This is a genomic window from Halobacillus halophilus (assembly GCF_020171985.1).
GTDB classification, from domain to species: domain Bacteria; phylum Bacillota; class Bacilli; order Bacillales; family Halobacillaceae; genus Halobacillus; species Halobacillus halophilus_A.
This window is the reverse complement of the sequence record NZ_JAIVAL010000014.1, coordinates 49,200-67,173: the sequence shown is the minus strand read 5'-3', so window position 1 is coordinate 67,173 and position 17,974 is coordinate 49,200. Positions and strand designations below refer to the sequence as shown.

14 protein-coding genes are annotated in these 17,974 nt (G+C 42.1%); 12 read left to right on the top strand and 2 right to left on the bottom strand.

The features are described 5' to 3' along the window. The first annotated feature begins 53 nt into the window (after positions 1 to 53). The 4 genes from dapD to LCM11_RS17950 all read left to right on the top strand — a co-directional run bounded on the left by dapD (position 54) and on the right by LCM11_RS17950 (position 3,608). The gene (gene dapD, locus LCM11_RS17965; protein WP_224895652.1) at positions 54 to 773 is read left to right on the top strand and encodes a 2,3,4,5-tetrahydropyridine-2,6-dicarboxylate N-acetyltransferase; all 720 of its coding nucleotides are present in this window, start codon (positions 54 to 56) and stop codon (positions 771 to 773) included. A gap of 55 nt (positions 774 to 828) precedes the next feature. Then, the gene (locus LCM11_RS17960) at positions 829 to 1,944 is read left to right on the top strand and encodes an N-acetyldiaminopimelate deacetylase (RefSeq protein WP_224895651.1); all 1,116 of its coding nucleotides are present in this window, start codon (positions 829 to 831) and stop codon (positions 1,942 to 1,944) included. Between the two features lie 79 nt (positions 1,945 to 2,023). Next, positions 2,024 to 2,266: a YkuS family protein gene (locus LCM11_RS17955; protein ID WP_014643033.1), complete on the top strand. Its 243-nt coding sequence runs from the start codon at positions 2,024 to 2,026 to the stop codon at positions 2,264 to 2,266. Between the two features lie 52 nt (positions 2,267 to 2,318). After that, positions 2,319 to 3,608 carry a hemolysin family protein gene (locus LCM11_RS17950; protein ID WP_224895650.1) on the top strand — a complete coding sequence of 430 codons (1,290 nt, stop codon included), beginning with the start codon at positions 2,319 to 2,321 and terminating at the stop codon, positions 3,606 to 3,608. Between the two features lie 41 nt (positions 3,609 to 3,649). Here the strand turns inward: LCM11_RS17950 and LCM11_RS17945 are convergent, their stop codons facing one another. Next, positions 3,650 to 4,495 carry a mechanosensitive ion channel family protein gene (locus tag LCM11_RS17945; protein WP_224895649.1) on the bottom strand — a complete coding sequence of 282 codons (846 nt, stop codon included), beginning with the start codon at positions 4,493 to 4,495 and terminating at the stop codon, positions 3,650 to 3,652. A gap of 315 nt (positions 4,496 to 4,810) precedes the next feature. Here LCM11_RS17945 and LCM11_RS17940 point away from each other — a divergent pair, with 315 nt between their 5' ends. The 8 genes from LCM11_RS17940 (at position 4,811) to LCM11_RS17905 (ending at position 16,210) form a co-directional block, all read left to right on the top strand. Next, positions 4,811 to 5,353 (top strand): peroxiredoxin, encoded by a 543-nt coding sequence (locus tag LCM11_RS17940; RefSeq protein ID WP_014643036.1) that lies wholly within the window; start codon positions 4,811 to 4,813, stop codon positions 5,351 to 5,353. Between the two features lie 88 nt (positions 5,354 to 5,441). Beyond that, positions 5,442 to 5,894, top strand: a complete 453-nt coding sequence (locus LCM11_RS17935; protein ID WP_224895648.1) for a TlpA family protein disulfide reductase — start codon at positions 5,442 to 5,444, stop codon at positions 5,892 to 5,894. Between the two features lie 328 nt (positions 5,895 to 6,222). Continuing rightward, positions 6,223 to 7,977 (top strand): ABC transporter ATP-binding protein, encoded by a 1,755-nt coding sequence (locus LCM11_RS17930; protein ID WP_224895647.1) that lies wholly within the window; start codon positions 6,223 to 6,225, stop codon positions 7,975 to 7,977. 17 nt (positions 7,978 to 7,994) lie between these two features. Beyond that, positions 7,995 to 9,827, top strand: coding sequence for an ABC transporter ATP-binding protein (locus tag LCM11_RS17925; RefSeq protein WP_224895646.1), 1,833 nt, complete (start codon positions 7,995 to 7,997; stop codon positions 9,825 to 9,827). Positions 9,828 to 10,123: 296 nt separating this feature from the next. Further along, positions 10,124 to 11,479, top strand: coding sequence for a cytochrome ubiquinol oxidase subunit I (locus LCM11_RS17920; protein WP_224895645.1), 1,356 nt, complete (start codon positions 10,124 to 10,126; stop codon positions 11,477 to 11,479). A 3-nt stretch (positions 11,480 to 11,482) separates the two neighbouring features. After that, a complete protein-coding gene (locus LCM11_RS17915) occupies positions 11,483 to 12,496 on the top strand; it encodes a cytochrome d ubiquinol oxidase subunit II (protein WP_224895644.1) in 1,014 nt (337 codons plus the stop codon). Between the two features lie 946 nt (positions 12,497 to 13,442). Then, on the top strand, positions 13,443 to 14,108 hold the full coding sequence (locus LCM11_RS17910) for a potassium channel family protein (RefSeq protein WP_014643042.1): 666 nt from the start codon (positions 13,443 to 13,445) through the stop codon (positions 14,106 to 14,108). A 383-nt stretch (positions 14,109 to 14,491) separates the two neighbouring features. Further along, positions 14,492 to 16,210, top strand: a complete 1,719-nt coding sequence (locus LCM11_RS17905; protein ID WP_224895643.1) for a pyruvate oxidase — start codon at positions 14,492 to 14,494, stop codon at positions 16,208 to 16,210. 95 nt (positions 16,211 to 16,305) lie between these two features. Here LCM11_RS17905 and rnjA read toward each other — a convergent pair whose 3' ends face one another. Further along, entirely contained in the window at positions 16,306 to 17,973 is a 1,668-nt protein-coding gene (rnjA, locus tag LCM11_RS17900) for a ribonuclease J1 (protein ID WP_224895642.1), read from the bottom strand. Between the last annotated feature and the right edge of the window lies 1 nt (position 17,974).

Here is a 17,974-nt window from a genome sequence, read left to right as displayed (position 1 = left end):
GCTGCTTTGATAAAGTAAAGGGTGAAAGAAGTACATAAAAGGAGGAGTTTAACTTGAATCAAATGGATGCCAATGAAATTATTTCATTTATTTCAAACAGTGAAAAATCTACACCTGTTAAAGTATATATAAAGGGTGACCAGCTTGAGAGTCTGGATTTTGGAGAACAAGTACAAGACTTTGTTTCCGGACAGTCCGGAGTCTTATTCGGGGAGTGGAAAGTAATCCAGCCTCTTCTTGAAAAATACAGCAGTGAAATTAAAGATTATGTTATTGAAAATGACCGCAGAAACTCCGCTATTCCATTGCTTGATCTTAAAAAAGTGAACGCGCGCATCGAACCTGGTGCTGTTATCCGTGACCAAGTGGAAATTGGAGATGGAGCCGTAATTATGCTTGGAGCCATGATTAATATCGGGTCTGTTGTCGGTGAGGGCACTATGATTGATATGAACGTTGTACTTGGAGGCCGTGCTACGGTAGGGAAAAACTGTCATATTGGAGCCGGTGCCGTACTAGCCGGGGTTATTGAACCACCTTCTGCAAGTCCTGTAGTCGTTGAGGATGGCGTGGTTATCGGAGCGAATGCTGTTATTCTTGAGGGCGTCACGGTCGGTGAAGGTGCTGTTGTCGCAGCCGGCTCGATTGTTACAGCTGACGTAGAACCTAATACCCTCGTCGCAGGAACGCCAGCGAAGAAAATTAAAGATATCGATGACCAGACAAAATCAAAAACTGAAATTAAACAAGAACTTCGTAAATTAGATCAATAAGTATGGATGAGGCCTTGCTGAAGCAGCAAGGCCTTTCTTATAAGGAGGGTCCCCCGTGGAATTGGAGAAATTAATTGAAGTAAGACGAAATCTGCATCAGATACCTGAGCTTGGATTTCAAGAAGAAAAGACACAGACATTCTTATTGGACTACATTAAGCAGCTTCCTCAGGAGGCTCTTACCTTTGAAACATGGAGAACCGGCATATTTGTCAAAGTGGAAGGAAAGAGTGGGGAGAAAACGGTTGGCTACCGTGCAGACATAGATGGTTTACCCTTAAATGAAGAAACAGGTCTCGAGTTCCGTTCCATTCATCAGGGAAGAATGCACGCCTGCGGTCATGATTTCCATATGACGATTGCTTTAGGGGCCTTGACGCGACTTGCTTCTGATCCTGCTGATCATCACGTGGTCTTTTTGTTCCAACCGGCAGAAGAAGGTCCGGGAGGGGCTGAGCCTATGCTTCAGGCTGATTTTCTAAAGCAGCATAAACCCGATACCATATTTGGACTTCATATTGCTCCAGAGCTCCCGGTAGGATCGGTATCCACGAAACCCGGACTGCTTTTTGCGAATACAAGTGAATTATTTATCGATTTTAAAGGTGTTGGGGGGCACGCTGCTTTTCCTCATATGGCGAAGGATATGGTCGTTGCAGGCAGTTCGTTTGTCACTCACCTTCAGCAGATCGTTGCCCGTCGCGTAGATCCGCTCGACAGCGCAGTAATAACAATAGGTAAAATGGAAGCAGGAACCGTACAAAATATTATTGCTCAGGAAGCGAGACTTGAAGGAACGATCCGTACCCTGACACCGGAAGCGATGGATCAAGTCAAGGCTGACATTGAAAAACTGGCCAAAGGTTTTGAAATAAGCAACGACTGCCGCATTTCTATCCATTACGGATCCAATTATTATCAAGTTTATAATGATACAGAAGCTGTGCAGAGCTTCAAACACACGGTAGATAGCTCTTCTTACGAGTTTAAAGAGGCAAGTATGGCTATGACCGGTGAAGACTTCGGCTACATGCTGAAGGAAATTCCAGGATTTATGTTCTGGCTCGGAGTGGATTCTAAAGCTGGGCTGCACCAATCGGCATTAAATCCAAAAGAAGAATCTCTGCTTGTAGGTGTCGACCTGGTTGAAGCTCATATAAGAGGTCTATAAACGAAATCGATGCATACCCATCTGCCTTCAGTAAACAATAATAGATGCTGGTTAAAACAAAGCAGGGAGGTGGATGGTGATGAAAAGAATAGGTATTGAAGAAAATCTAAGTGATATACGTTCAGCTCTTCAGCAAAAAGGGTATGAGTTGGTTGAGATGAAAAAACAGGAGGATGCGGCGAGCTGTGACTGCTGTGTTATTTCCGGACAGGATCGCAACGTAATGGGAATCATGGATGCTGAAACAAAAGCCTCTGTTATTGATGCTCATGGGAAGACTGCGGATGAAGTTTGTCAGGAAGTGGACGCTCGTTTCTCCTAAGAAACAGATGGAGGTTTTCACCTCCAGTACATAGAACAGGGAGAGTTGCATTATGGAATCGACGTTGAAACTATTAGCCGTAGCTGTTTTGATTGTTCTAACAGCTTTTTTTGTGGCCAGTGAATTTGCGATCGTAAAAGTTAGAAAAACACGTGTAGAGGCAAAAGCTGCAGAAGGAAATAAAAGAGCCAAAAATTCGCTGCGTGTACTGAATAATCTTGATTATTATTTGTCCGCCTGTCAGCTGGGCATTACGATTACCGCTTTAGGACTCGGGTGGCTGGGTGAGCCTACACTTGTGATCCTGCTCGATCCTTTAATTGGTAATTTCAATTTACCATCCGGAATTACTCATACGATTTCCTTTGCTATATCTTTCTTCATCATTACGTTTTTGCATGTTGTGCTCGGAGAACTTGCTCCTAAGACAGTAGCCATACAGAAGGCTGAAGCTATAACACTTCTTCTTGCCAGACCTTTGATGCTGTACAGCAAACTCATGTATCCGTTGATCTGGCTTTTGAATGGCTCAGCGAATGTGCTGGTTCGTCTTTTTGGTTTTCAAACAGCTAATGAATCAGAAGAAGTTCATTCAGAAGATGAATTAAGACATATCTTAACGCAAAGCTATCAAAAAGGAGAGATCAACCGGTCTGAGTACACCTACGTAGATCGTATTTTTGAGTTCGATAATAGGACGGCTAAAGAAATAATGATCCCACGCACAGAAATGGCTGTGATCGATATTAATCATTCCTTGAAAAATGTTCTGCGTGAGATGAAACAGGAAAGGTACACGCGTTACCCGGTGGTAGATGGTGATAAGGATCAGGTGATCGGGATTATCCATATGAAAGAATTCTTTTATGAGGATGTAGAAGAGCAGGGATCCATTCGGTCTTTCATCCGTCCGGTTATGAAGGTGTTTGAAAATGTGCCAATTCATGATTTGCTTGTGAAAATGCAAAAGGATCGTACGCATATGGTCGTACTGATGGATGAGTATGGTGGAACATCTGGCATCGTGACGGTAGAAGATATTCTCGAAGAAATCGTGGGGGAAATTCGGGATGAATTTGATCACGAAGAAGAACGGGAAATCAAGCGGCTGAAAAATGGACACTTCCTTCTGGAAGGAAAAACATCTATTCAGGATATCAACGAATTTTTTGAATTAGACTTAGATCATGAAGATATTGATACGATCTCAGGCTGGATATATACCCGTGATTATGATGCTAGGGAAGGAACCATTGTATCGGAAGATAAATTACAGTTTAAAATCGTAGATATGGAAGATGGACAAATCAAGAAAGTGGAAGCCTGGGAAGATACGCAATAAAATAGCCCGGGTTGCCCCGGGCCTGTTTTAAAAGAGAGCGATTAATCGTTCTCTTTTTTGGTTACATATACTTGATGAGGATATGGAATTTCAATACCAGCTTGATCAAGAGCTTCTTTCATAGCTTTTCTTAAGTCTCTCTCTACAGCCCATTGTTCCATATTTTCCGTTTTTCCTAAGATGCGAATGACCACATCAGAGGAACCTAAGCTTTGGACACCTAGAACGCTTGGGCCTTCTTTAAAACGCTCATCGTTTGCAAACTCATCAGCAACCTCTTTTAGAACAGTCATAGCTTGATCAATGTTTTCATCATAGCCTATGCCGATATCCACCAGTGCACGCATGTTTCCACGGGAGTGGTTGGCGACACCTGAGATGTTACGGTTAGGAATAAAATTAAGGGTACCATCAAAGCTGCGGAGCAGAGTTGTGCGTATACCTACTTCCTCAACCACTCCGTCATATCCGCCAGCGGTGACATAGTCTCCCACTTCAACCTGCCGCTCTGATAATAGGAAAAAACCGGTCACAATATCGGAAACCAGTCCTTGAGCGCCGAAGCCAATAGCAAGTCCCACAATACCGGCTCCCGCGAGCAGGGGTCCAATTTCAATTGAAAGGGCACTCAATAGCATGACGATGAAAATAAAAGTAATGGAATAGGAAAAAATATTAATGGCCAGTTTTTCAAGCGTCTGACTTCGTCCATTTGATAATTTCCGCTGATTGCTCATCCGTTTCATTGCTGCACCAATGGCTTTTTTACCAAGCGGCTTCACAATAGCAAAAGCAATAAGTAAAAGGAGGATTTTGAGCCCTCCAGTGATGATCCACTCCACAACCACGGAAGGATTAAACTTAAAACCTTCTTCAAATATATTCATTTTACGACTCCTTTCTCCAAAACTTGCTAGGGTTCCTTTATAGAATATCGGAAAGTCCAGAATCATTTCAATTATTATTTCGTTTTTTGGCAATTTATGTAGAACATTCGGGATGAGACGTACATAGTTTTACTTTTCTGATGAACTATTGTTTAATGAGAAACGGAGTCGCACATACTATTCGTAAGAAAACTTTCTACGGGAACAACAAAGATTAAAATTATTATTATGTGACATTGACTATAATTAGTGTTCTCGTTATACTAGGTACTGTGATAAAGACAGTTTTACATTATTTTTTTCGGAGGGATTCAAATGGCAGATCGTATGGTAGCCAAGCAAGCACCACGCTTTGAAATGGATGCAGTACTTCCAAACAAAGAATTCGGTAAAGTATCACTGGAAGAGAACATGAAGAATGACAAATGGACAGTCCTTTTCTTCTACCCTATGGACTTCACATTTGTATGCCCTACAGAAATTACAGCTCTTTCGGATCGTTTCGACGAATTCGAAGATCTGGATGCAGAAGTCATCGGGGTATCTACAGATACCATACACACTCACCTTGCGTGGATTAATACTTCCCGCGAAGATAACGGTTTAGGTGACCTTGAATATCATTTAGCGGCCGATACCAATCATCAGGTATCTAAAGACTACGGTGTATTGATTGAAGAAGAAGGGGTTGCTCTTCGTGGTCTTTTCATCATCAGTCCTGAAGGTGAGCTTCAGTACCAGGTAGTGAACCACAACAATATTGGACGCGATGTAGATGAAACGCTTCGTGTCCTGCAGGCACTTCAAACTGGTGGACTATGCCCGGCTAACTGGAAGCCAGGTCAAGAAACTCTATAAGTTCCCTTTACTAAATGAAGATTAAGGGTCTAACATGCCAGGTGTTAGACCTTTCTCTATCTTAAGCAAGGAAGAGGAGGATTAGATTATGCGTTTAAGAACGCCAATGCCTGATTTGCCAGAAGCAACCACATGGTATAATAGTGAGCCACTCACGAAAGAAGATTTAATTGGGGATAAACCAACCTTAATTCACTTTTGGTCCGTCAGCTGCGGCATGTGCAAAGAAGCCATGCCTAATGTCAATGAATTCCGTGATGAATATGGTGATGATCTAAACGTAATTGCCGTGCATATGCCTCGTTCTGAAAAAGATCTCGACTTAGATCAAATTCAGGAAGTAGCGAAAGAGCATGGCATAACTCAACCGATTTACGTGGATAATCGGCATGCTCTTACGGATGCATTCGATAATCAGTACGTACCTGCTTATTATGTATTTGATGAAGAAGGAAATCTCCGTCACTTTCAAGCTGGAGGCGGCGGCATGAAAATGCTTCGTAAACGTGTGAACCGTGTTCTTGGTCTGAATCAAAAATAAGGAATGCCAAGAAAGCAATTCCCATATACCTATGGGGATTGCTTTTTTTACATTAACGAGAGTTGTAAAACTTCAGGGCCGGATTTTATCAGATTCACGATTATGATTGGATTAAGGTTCCCTGAAAAAGTTTTATATTTATAGGGAATATTGCGTTGAAAATTACTTCATAGATCCAATGGATTTTAATAAATGGATATGACCATCGTCACTGGCTGAAGGGTTCAAACTGGCAGAAATTTTTAAAAATTGGCACGTAAGGGTGGCATTTTATTTCGATACCCGATATATTTATAAATACGTTAAAATTATTTGGAGGAGGGGGATTATGGAGACTTTTAAAAAATTAAAGCAGTTTTACTGGCCTTATCGCAAGTTCTTTTTCTTATCGGTATTGTCCTTGATTTTCGTAGCTGGAATCACAGTAGTTTATCCAATCATCCTGCAAAAAACGATAGATGAAGTGATCCGGGACGAAAAGTATAATTTAATCCCATACATTTGCGGCATTTTTATTTTGTTAATGATCGTGAAGGGGATCGCAACCTATTTTCATCAATACTTAGGAGAATACTTCGGGATCAGCTCCGTTTTCACTCTTCGGGATGAGTTATATAAAAAACTGCAGCGTCTATCCTTTAAATATTACGATAATGCGAAAACAGGAGACCTAATGTCCCGTTTAACGGCAGATGTAGAAGGATTCCGCTTCTTTTTATCGTTTGGTTTTTCAGAACTGATTCGTATAACCTTGCTCATTGTCATTAGTTTGAGTGTTATGTTTTATTACTCCATTCCGCTTGCTCTTGTGACGATGGCGGCCATGCCGTTTCTTGCTGTCGTGATTTACAGTTTTGATCGTAGAGTACACCCAGCCTTCCGACGGATCCGGAAGTCGTTTGGAAAACTGAATACGAGAGTACAGGAAAATATCAGCGGGATGAATACGGTGAAATCACTCTCTAGAGAAAGCTTTGAGATCGGCAGGTTTTCGGACCGGAGTGAAGACTATCGATCGAAATATATTACGACGTCTAATATATGGGCGCGCTTTTTCCCTTTAATGGAATTTATTGGTAACGTATGCGTCGTAGCTCTTTTAGGTTACGGAGGTTACTTAGTCATTAACGGATCCCTTCAACTAGGGGAACTGGTGGCCTTCTTCAGTTTAGTGTGGTACATTCTCGGGCCTCTTATGAACTTAGGCTTTGTCATCAACCTTTTCTCCCAGTCAAAAGCATCTGGAGAACGCTTACTTGAAATACTGGAAGCTGAAGAGGATATCCAGGAGAAAGAAGAACCGATTGTCGCAGATCGATTGCAGGGTCATGTAACATTTGAAGATGTAACTTTAACCTATTCAAAAGATGACGATTCAGCTTTAAAACATATTACCTTTGATGCACCTCCCGGCAAAACGATTGGTTTAATCGGTGCTACCGGTGCAGGTAAAAGCAGTATTACCCAGCTGATCACCAGATTTTATGAACCAGAGAAAGGCCGTGTTTTACTGGATGGCACCCCTGTCCAGGAATATGGACTTAAAACACTAAGAAAAAACATTGGATTTGTTCTGCAGGAATCTTTTTTATTTTCTACTACAATTAAGGAAAATATATCCTACGGAAATCCAGATGCGACCATTGAAGATGTGATGGATGCAGCTAAACGGGCGCAGGCACATGACTTCATTATGGAAATGCCGGAGGGTTACGACACCCTGCTTGGTGAACGAGGAATGGGACTATCTGGAGGACAGAAGCAGCGTATTGCGATTGCCAGAGCTATCCTGATCGATCCTTCAGTTCTTATTTTGGATGATGCAACTTCAGCCGTGGATATGGAAACGGAGTTCCAGATTCAAAAGGCGCTGCAAGAGGTTATGAAAGGAAGGACAACCTTCATTATTGCCCACCGTATCTCTTCCTTGAAACATGCGGATGAAATTCTCGTACTGGAAGACGGAGAAGTGAAAGAGCGAGGCATTCATGATGAACTTGTGGATAACGGGGGCCCATATCAGAGGATCTACGATATCCAGTATCAGGATAAAGAAAAAATTCTAAATGCTTCTAATGCTTAAGAAGGGGGGAGAACCAGGTGGCAAAAAAACCGAAACATAAACCTGTCACGAGTAAACATTTAAATCGTTTTAAATATACACAGGACCAGGCAGTGGAAAAGCCCTTTAACTGGTCGCAAATGTGGAGACTGCTTCGTTATGTGAAGCCTTACTCTAAAACACTGCTTCCGATCTCGATCATTGCAATGCTCGTATCAACGATTGTCCGTCTGGTCGTGCCGATCCTAATTGGGCGAGTAGCGATTGATAAAGCGATCGGTAACAGTGATACGAATTTTTTAATTCAACTCGTAGTCGGTATTTCGATTCTTTACATGCTTAGTTATATTGCAAATACACTGCGGATTAAATATGTAAATATCTTAGGTCAGAATGTAATTTATGACCTTAGGCAGCACTTGTTTTCGCATGTACAGCGGCTTTCTCACAAATTCTTTGATTCAAGATCAGCCGGTTCCATTCTAGTAAGAATAATGAATGATATTAACTCTCTTCAGGAATTGTTTACGAATGGAATTATTAACCTGCTTATGGATATAGTCATGCTAACAGGGATTATCGGAATTCTGTTCTGGATGAGTCCGAAGCTTGCTTTAGCCATTCTTGTGATCATGCCGCTGATGTTTTATATTTCTACAAAGCTGCGCCGTAATATCAGGCGCTCCTGGCAGGATGTACGGATTCAGCAGTCTCGTTTGAACTCTCATTTGAACGAGAGTATTCAAGGGATTCGAATTACACAATCTTTTTCACAGGAAAGAGAAAATGCAGAGTACTTCGACGGTGTGAACAGCGATAACTTCCAGTCCTGGAATACAGCCACTAGAAAAAGTGCGATGTTCCGGCCGTTCGTAGAGATGAGTAATGCGATAGGAACCGTTATCCTTATTTCTTTCGGTGCCTATCTGATCCTAAGCGGAGATATCTCCATTGGTAAATTCGTCTTATTCGCACTGTACCTTGGTATGCTATGGGAACCTATCTCAAGACTGGGTATGATGTACAATCAAATGCTTATGGCGATGGCATCATCAGAAAGGATCTTTGAGTTCCTGGATGAACAGCCAAATGTAAAAGAGAAGACAAATGCAGTTGAACTGAAAGACATGAAAGGTCATATAGAATTTGATCATGTTCAATTTGCTTATGATGAGAAACGGATCGCTCTCCATGATATCAATCTAGAAATGAAGCAGGGAGAGACGGTGGCTCTCGTCGGGCATACCGGCTCCGGAAAATCGACTATTGCCAATTTAATCAGCCGTTTCTACGATCCAACAAAAGGAGCGGTTAAAATTGACGGCGTCGATTTGCAGGATGCCACCATTGATAGTGTAAGGCAGCAAATCAGTGTCGTGCTTCAGGATACTTTTATCTTCTCCGGAACTATTCTCGAAAACATTCGCTTTGGTCGTCCAACGGCCAGTGATGAAGAAGTGAAAGAAGCGGCTAAAGTGGTAGGAGCGGAAGATTTTATTAACCGTTTAAGCGAGGGATATGACACAGAAGTAGAAGAGCGAGGAAGTATTCTATCAGCTGGAGAAAAGCAGCTGCTTTCCTTTGCCCGTGCTTTACTCGCCGATCCTCGAATTCTAATTTTGGATGAAGCTACGGCGAGTATCGATACCGAAACGGAAGTCCGTATCCAGAAAGCCCTCCGTAAATTGTTACATGGTCGAACGGCCATTATTATTGCTCACCGGCTGTCCACGATCCGTGAGGCGGACAATATTTATGTGCTGGAAAATGGGCGCATACTTGAGAACGGATCTCATGATGAATTAATGGATCAAAAAGGTGAGTATTATGAATTGGTGAAAGCCCAGTTCCAAATGCTTGATGCAATCTAGTTAAATAATTTCAATCACTCCATAAGTCTAAAAGGCACCCATAACCGGGTGTCTTTTTGTATGTAATCTATCGTTAGAAACCATAAGCGATAGGGAATAGAATCTACATAACGTTTCAGGCAGGCATTTAGACATCAAAGCCCATATCATGTATGATGAATTTAAAATTAAGACTTTGTGAAGTTTGTCACAAAATAGTCATATACCTATCGTACCTAAACCGTTTTCACCTATTATACTAGGAGTAGATTGTCTGAATTTATTAGATTGACTAGCAGTAAGAGGGGGAAGGGAAGATGTTTGATTTAGATAGTGCTACGCTTAGCCGCATGCTGACTGCACTTACTCTTGGATATCACGCGATTTTTGCTACGCTTGGTGTAGGTATTCCCGTCATGATATCCATCGCAGAATTTATAGGAATTAAAAAGAAAGATCCTCACTATACGCTGCTCGCGAGACGCTGGACAAGAGGATTTACCATTACAGTAGCGGTAGGGGTTGTGACAGGAACCGCGATTGGGCTGCAGCTTTCCCTATTATGGCCGAGCTTTATGCAGCTGGCCGGTAAGGTGATCGCTTTACCGCTGTTCATGGAAACATTCGCATTTTTCTTTGAAGCTATATTCTTAGGAATTTATCTTTATACATGGGACCGGTTTAAAAAACCTATATACCACTGGCTGTTATCCATCCCAGTAGTGATCGGCTCTACATTATCCGCTTTCTTTATCACATCGGTGAACGGCTTTCTGAACACTCCGCAAGGGTTTGAACTGGAAGGGGATACCGTTACGTCTATTCAACCGCTGGCTGCTATGTTTAACCCAGCGACACCTACGAAGGTTTTACACGTTGTTTCTACTTCTTATCTAACTGCAGCAGCTGTCCTGGCCACCATTGCAGCAATTTATCTTTTGAAAAAGAAAAACACTCTTTATCATATGAAGGCCTTGAAGCTTACGGTGGTCTCCGTATTCATTTTTGCTATAGCTACTGCCATCGCAGGTGACTTATCTGCCAAATTCCTTGCTGAAGAGCAGCCAGAAAAATTGGCAGCAGGAGAATGGCATTTTGAAACGGAAGAAGGGGCAGACTTAGTTGTTTTTGGTACATTAAATGAAAATCAGGAAGTAGAGAACGCGATTCGAATACCAAATGGCTTAAGCTTTTTAGCTCACGGTGACTTTAATGCAGAGGTAACCGGACTGGATCAAATTCCAGAGGACGAACAGCCTCCGCTCTGGATTCACTATATGTTTGACTTAATGGTGTCGATCGGTTTCTTCACACTTGGAGTTTCGCTTCTGTACCTTGTATTCTGGAAGGTGAAGAAGTGGAACGAATATCACCCGCTGCTCTTATGGGGGATTGCTTCTCTCGGGCCATTATCCATGGCCGCTGTCGAATTTGGCTGGGTATTTGCTGAACTGGGACGTCAGCCTTGGATCCTTAGAGGATTTATGACCGTATCTGAAGGGGCGACTACCTCTCCTTACGTTGGCTGGATGCTCATTCTGTTCATTGGATTATATACCGTGCTATCGATCGGCTGCTTAATTGCGCTGCGTAAGATATTCAAAGGAAATCCAGCTGAACACGAACTTGAACACCGTTATCCTGAAGTGGCAGCTACAAAGGAGGGTAACTAAGTCATGAGTTACGAATTATTAGGTATTACCGTGCTTTGGGTGTTTCTATATGGTTACCTGATTGTAGCATCGATTGACTTCGGAGCAGGGTTCTTTGCCTATTTTGCAAAGATTACAAAGAACGATCATATCATTAACAAATTGATTTCCCGTTATCTATCTCCAGTCTGGGAAGTTACCAATGTGTTCTTTGTATTTTTCTTTGTTGGATTAATTGGATTTTTCCCGGATATGGCTTATTATTTCGGTCAATCTCTATTAATACCGGGGAGTATTGCGATTGTCCTGTTAGCCATTCGAGGCTCTTTTTATGCTTTTGAAAATTATGGATCAAAAGAAAATCATTTGTACATGTTTTTGTACGGAGCTACAGGGTTATTAATACCTGCTGCTCTATCCACAGCTCTTACCATATCTGAAGGCGGTTTTATTAGGGAAACGGAAAATGGGGTTCAGTTAATGTACGGAGAACTGTTTACCAACCCATTCTCATGGAGCGTCGTATTTCTGGCGATTGTCTCGGTCCTATATATCAGCTCCATGTTTTTAACTTTTTATGCAAATCGTGCAGGGGATCAGCCTGCTCTCAACTTAGTTCGAAAGTACGCGCTATTCTGGAGTTCGCCAACCATTATTGCCAGCTTGACGACGTTTATTGCACTCAGTCAGCAAAATCCAGACCACTTTCAGCGTGCGATTGATTTATGGTGGGTGTTTGGAATCTCGGTAGCCTTCTTTATGGCTGCAGTATTCCTGATTTATCAAGGGAAGTATTATGGATGGGCTTTCATCGCAGTCATGCTCCAATTCTTTGTAGCCTTCTTCGCCTACGGAGCTTCACACCTGCCTTACCTGCTTTACCCGCACGTGACACTGTCCGGGGGAGTGACAAGTGAAGCTATGGCAATTGCTCTAGTTACCGTGTTCATAGCCGGACTGTTTTTACTGATTCCATCACTCGTGATGCTGATGCGGATGTTCCTGTTTGATGCGGACTATGTCAAAGGTAAAAAGTAAAATAGAATGATTTTTGCAGCTTGTAGAGAAACTTAATCGGTTCTCTACAAGTTTTTTTATTAATTATTAGGTTCTGTTAAAATCCCGTGTTGTTATTAAAGTAAAGCTCCCTATAGCTGAAGACTCGATTTCGAGATATCTAGTGTTTTCCGTCACCAAAATGAGAGGAAGCGGGGTTGGGGAAATGGAGTCGCTTTCCGTGGGCGAACGGCGAGCTTCCTCAGGCTGACGCCTTGCGGGATCTCTCCTGCTCTCTGTTCCCACAGGAGTCTCCCCCATTTCCCCAACCCCTTTTCGTAATAAAGAAAGACGGAAGAAAAGTCTAGCGTTCGACCATTTCCTGTTTATGGAACGCCTATATAGAGATGGATTTTATAACCCTTTTCTTAGGTGCTGCCTCGTAGACCAGTCGTTAACTTAAGCTAGCTTTAATCATCATGTTAATATGGGCAAAAACCCATTCGTAACGCTATCCCGGTCCTTATTTCCTAACAAGAATACATGATTATTAATCCTCCAATATCCATCGTATAATCGAACATTTTCTGAATTCATCTATGTTGGCACAAAGTCTGTAACTTCTTTTACCAGCCACGGCTTTTGTAAGTGGTTTCGAGTCACTGATTCGGCAAGGTCCGGAGGGGAACGGGGAGACTCCTACAGGATGCACATGACAGATGAGATCCCGCAGGGCGTTAGCCCGAGGAAGCTCAGCGCATGCCTGTGGAAAGCGACTCGTTCCCCGCAGGACCTAACCCACTTAACAAAATATCTCGAAACTGAGTCTTCAAGAAACCGGCCCTATTGCGTAATAAACACTTATGAAAAATTACTATAAAGCGTCGAAATTTAAAGGATGTTACCACAGGCAAACTTTATTAGGTGAAGAAGCGTATAATGTGATAAAATAACGTTAGATTTTTACTGAAAAGATGGAGGACAGATCATGAAAAAAGAATTTGCCGTGATAGGTCTAGGGCGGTTTGGCGGCAGCATCTGCCGTGAGTTAAGCCGTGAAGGCATGGAAGTATTAGCTTTAGACCTTGATGAAGATAAAGTAAACGAATACAGAGATATAGCGGCTCATGCTGTGATCGCCGATTCTACGGATGAAAACGTATTACGAGAACTTGGACTCCGTAACATTGACCACGTCATCGTGGCAATCGGAGATAATATCCAGGCGAGTATCCTCACCACTTTAATGCTGAAGGAATTGGGCATTAAAACAATTACTGTAAAAGCACAAAATGACTATCATGAAAAAGTACTTGCTAAAATTGGGGCTGATCACGTTGTTCACCCAGAACGAGACATGGGTAAACGAATTGCTCATAATATCATCTCTAATAACATACTTGACTACATTGAATTATCAGATGACCACAGTGTCGTAGAGGTTAAAGCAGGAAGCAAAATGAGCGGACGCACTCTGGTGGATCTCGATATCCGTGCTGAGTACGGGTGTAACGTCGTGGCCATCAAAAGGAAGAAAGATGTCATTGTTTCTCCAATGGCCACTGAAGAAATCCGCGAAAATGACGTGTTGATTGTAATAGGAGCAGATAAAGACATCAGTCGATTTGAAAAAAACCTTGTAGTCGAGGACTAATGATCATCTTAAGAAAACCTGCCTGAATGGCAGGTTTTTTTACTTAGTTTTGTAAATACAAAGAACACAAGTGTCTTTTTGGGTCATTTTGCACATTCCAACTAACAAGGATGGTTAACTCTTCCATGTAATTATTATAATACTTATGGATGTGTTAAGACTTTCTTTCTGTAACGTCCTTCCTTTAGTAATCGTACGTTTTCTATACTAATAAAGCGAAGATCATGTGAGAATAAACACTGAGATATTTAATAAATAGTTACTTGGAATAAACGAATAAACAATATTTGGTGGCAGTTTAGTTTACTTCTAAAGTAAAAGGGAAATATAAAATGCTATAGACGATATTCATCGCACTAGGAAACTTAGGAAGGATGATACTTATGTTCGATCAACGTACAGGCGAAGTATTAACCCAGCAGTTAATTGATTGGGGAGTCAACCACATATACGGAATGCCAGGAGATTCTATTAATGAATTTATTGATGATATAAGAAAAAGAGAAGAGGAACTCTCTTTTATACAAGTGAGACATGAAGAGACCGGGGCTCTTGCAGCAGCAGCTTACGCTAAGCTGACCGGAAAGTTAGGAGTCACCTTATCCATTACTGGCCCTGGTGCTATTCATTTATTAAATGGTTTATATGATGCTAAAGCAGACCAGGCACCTGTGCTCGCCATCGTGGGACATGTACAAAGTGATCAAGTAGGCACTGGAGCTTTTCAGGAGCAGAATCTTGAGCGCATGTTTGATGATGTAGCGGTCTTTAATAAGAGGGCTGCCTCACAGGAACAGCTGCCCGATCTCCTTGATCAGGCCGTTAGAGAAGCTTACGCTAAGAAAGGTGTATCTGTACTGATTGTTCCTGATGACCTTTTTGCCGCAAAGCAAACGAATGATGTACGGTTACGAGCAAGTAACCTATTCCAGTCTGAAATGATGCCTAAACAAAACCATATGATAGAAGCGAAGAAGCGAATTGAGCAGGCAGAAAGACCAGTTATTTTAGCAGGTAAAGGGGCGGCTGGTGCAAGAGATGAATTAATGGCCTTTGCGGAAACCATTAAAGCTCCAGTAATCTTAAGTCTTTTAGCAAAAGGCGTACTGCCAGATCACCATCCATACTGCCTGGGGCATACAGGACAAATTGGAACGAAACCGGCTTATCATGCCATGAAAGAAACGGACCTTCTTATTCTGATAGGTACTCAATTCCCTTATCGAGATTTCCTGCCTGACCAGGTAGAAGCCATTCAGATTGATAACAAACCAGAGCATCTAGGAAAGTATTATCCAATTACATTAGGTTTAGCAGGGGATGCAAAAGAAACAATGGATGCCTTGTCTCAAGGAATCACGACTATAGAAGAGCGACCATTCCTTGAAAAATACCAGGAAAAAATGAAGAACTGGCATATAGCTCTTCAAGAGGAGAAGCGTTCTGAAGAGAATCCTTTACACGCGCCTCAAGTCATGTATGAACTGGAAAACCATATGAAGTCTGGAGCTGTTATCTCAGGAGATGTTGGGAATGTAACAGTGTGGATTTCACGTTTTCTACCGTTTGTGGACCAGAAGTTTGTTATTTCCGGCTGGCTTGCAACAATGGGCAGCGGTTTACCGGGAGCGATCGCTGCGCAGGTTGCCTATCCAGAGAAGCAAGTAATTGGTATTGTGGGAGATGGCGGCTTTTCAATGGTCATGCATGACTTTGTAACTGCAGTTAAATATAATCTTCCTATCAAAATCATTGTATTGAATAATAGTAAAATTGGTTTAATCAAATATGAACAAGCTCAGATGGGTCATGCAAATCATGCCACCAATTTAGGTGAAATGAACTTTGCAAAATTTGCTGAGTCATGTGGAGGACAAGGTTATCGAATTGAAAGCTACGAAGAGCTTGCGCCGAAAATGAAGCAGGCTTTTGTATCCGATCAGCCAGTTATTATCGATGTAGCTATAGAGGATATGGCACCGCTACCGGGTCACATCGATTACCAATCAGCCGTTAACTATTCCCAGTATATTGTTAAGAACTTTTTTGAGAATGGAACTTTAGAACTGCCCGATTTGAAAAAAGCTTTAAAACGATTATAAAAGAGTATCTAGGCTAAAACAGCAAGCATATGACGTACTCAAAAGACCGTAAAAAAACCCCCGCTGAATCTGATCAGCGGGGGTTTTCCTTATCTTTATACTTCCATAATGATCGGAAGGATCATTGGACGTCGTTTTGTTTTTTCGAATAAGAATGGTGCAATAGTGTCTGTGATCTCATTCTTAATTTCAGACCACTGAGTCGTACGGCGTTCCATAACTTTTTCAACATGATTATTTACAAGTTTCTGCGCTTCTTTAATCAAGTCTTCCGATTCTCTCATATAGACGAATCCGCGGGAGATGATATCTGGACCTGAAGCGACCTTAAACTCTTTCATGTTTATACTAACCACTACGATAACGAGGCCTTCTTCAGAAAGAATGCGTCTATCTCTTAGTACGATGTTACCAATATCACCAATACCGCTTCCATCTACATATACAGAACCGGATGGAATCTTACCAGCGACCATCGCTTCATCTTTACCGAGAGCTAATACATCACCGTTATCCATCACAAAGCAATCTTCAGGAGCTAAACCACAATCATGGCTTAACTTCGCATGTTCTTTAAGCATGCGATACTCTCCGTGAATCGGCATAAAGAAGCGAGGCTGAATCAAGCGAAGCATCAGCTTCATTTCTTCACGGCTTCCGTGCCCTGATGTATGAATATCATTTAATGGGCCGTGAATAACTTCTGCTCCTGCACGATACAATTTATTGATCGTGCGGCTGACACTGATCGTGTTACCAGGGATTGGGGAAGAGGAGAACACGACGGTGTCGCCAGGCATAATTTGAATTTGACGGTGAGTGCCATTGGCGATACGGGATAGAGCTGCCATTGGCTCACCTTGAGAACCGGTACACAGGATAACCACTTCGTTGGCCGGAAGACGGTTAATTTGCTGCGCATCTATGAATGTATCTTTAGGGGCGCGGATATAACCTAGCTCCTGACCGATACGGATGGATGATTCCATACTGCGTCCGAAAACGGCAACCTTTCGGCCGTTCTTGACGGCTGATTCCACAACTTGCTGTAAACGGTGGATGTTTGAGGCGAAGGTTGCGAATATCAAACGTCCGTCTACACGTGTGAATATATCATCAATGCTTTGTCCAACTACACGTTCTGACTTGGTAAAGCCAGGTACTTCACTATTCGTACTATCAGATAACAGGGCGAGAACCCCTTCTTTTCCAATTTCAGCCATACGAGCTAGATTGGCAGGTTCTCCAACAGGTGTGAAATCAAATTTAAAGTCTCCGGTATGAACAATGTTACCCGGAGGTGTTTTTACAACAATTCCGTAAGAATCTGGAATGCTGTGTGTGGTACGGAAAAAGGATACAGATGTTTTACGGAATTTAATTACGTCGTCTTCCTGAATCGTATGCATCTTCGTATTACGAAGCAGACCGTGCTCATCCAGCTTGTTTCGAAGTAAGCCGGCAGCCAGTTTACCCGCATAGATAGGGATGTTGATTTCACGTAATAAATAAGGGATTCCGCCGATATGGTCCTCGTGACCATGCGTAATAAAGAGCCCTTTAATTTTATCCTGATTTTGAACTAAATAAGTATAATCAGGAATAACATAATCAATTCCCAGAAGTTCATCTTCAGGGAATTTAATACCTGCATCAATGAGGATGATTTCGTCTTGAAACTGAACGCCGTATGTGTTTTTTCCAATTTCACCGAGACCGCCAAGGGCAAATACGGCTGTTTGGTCATTTTTTACAAATTTCATG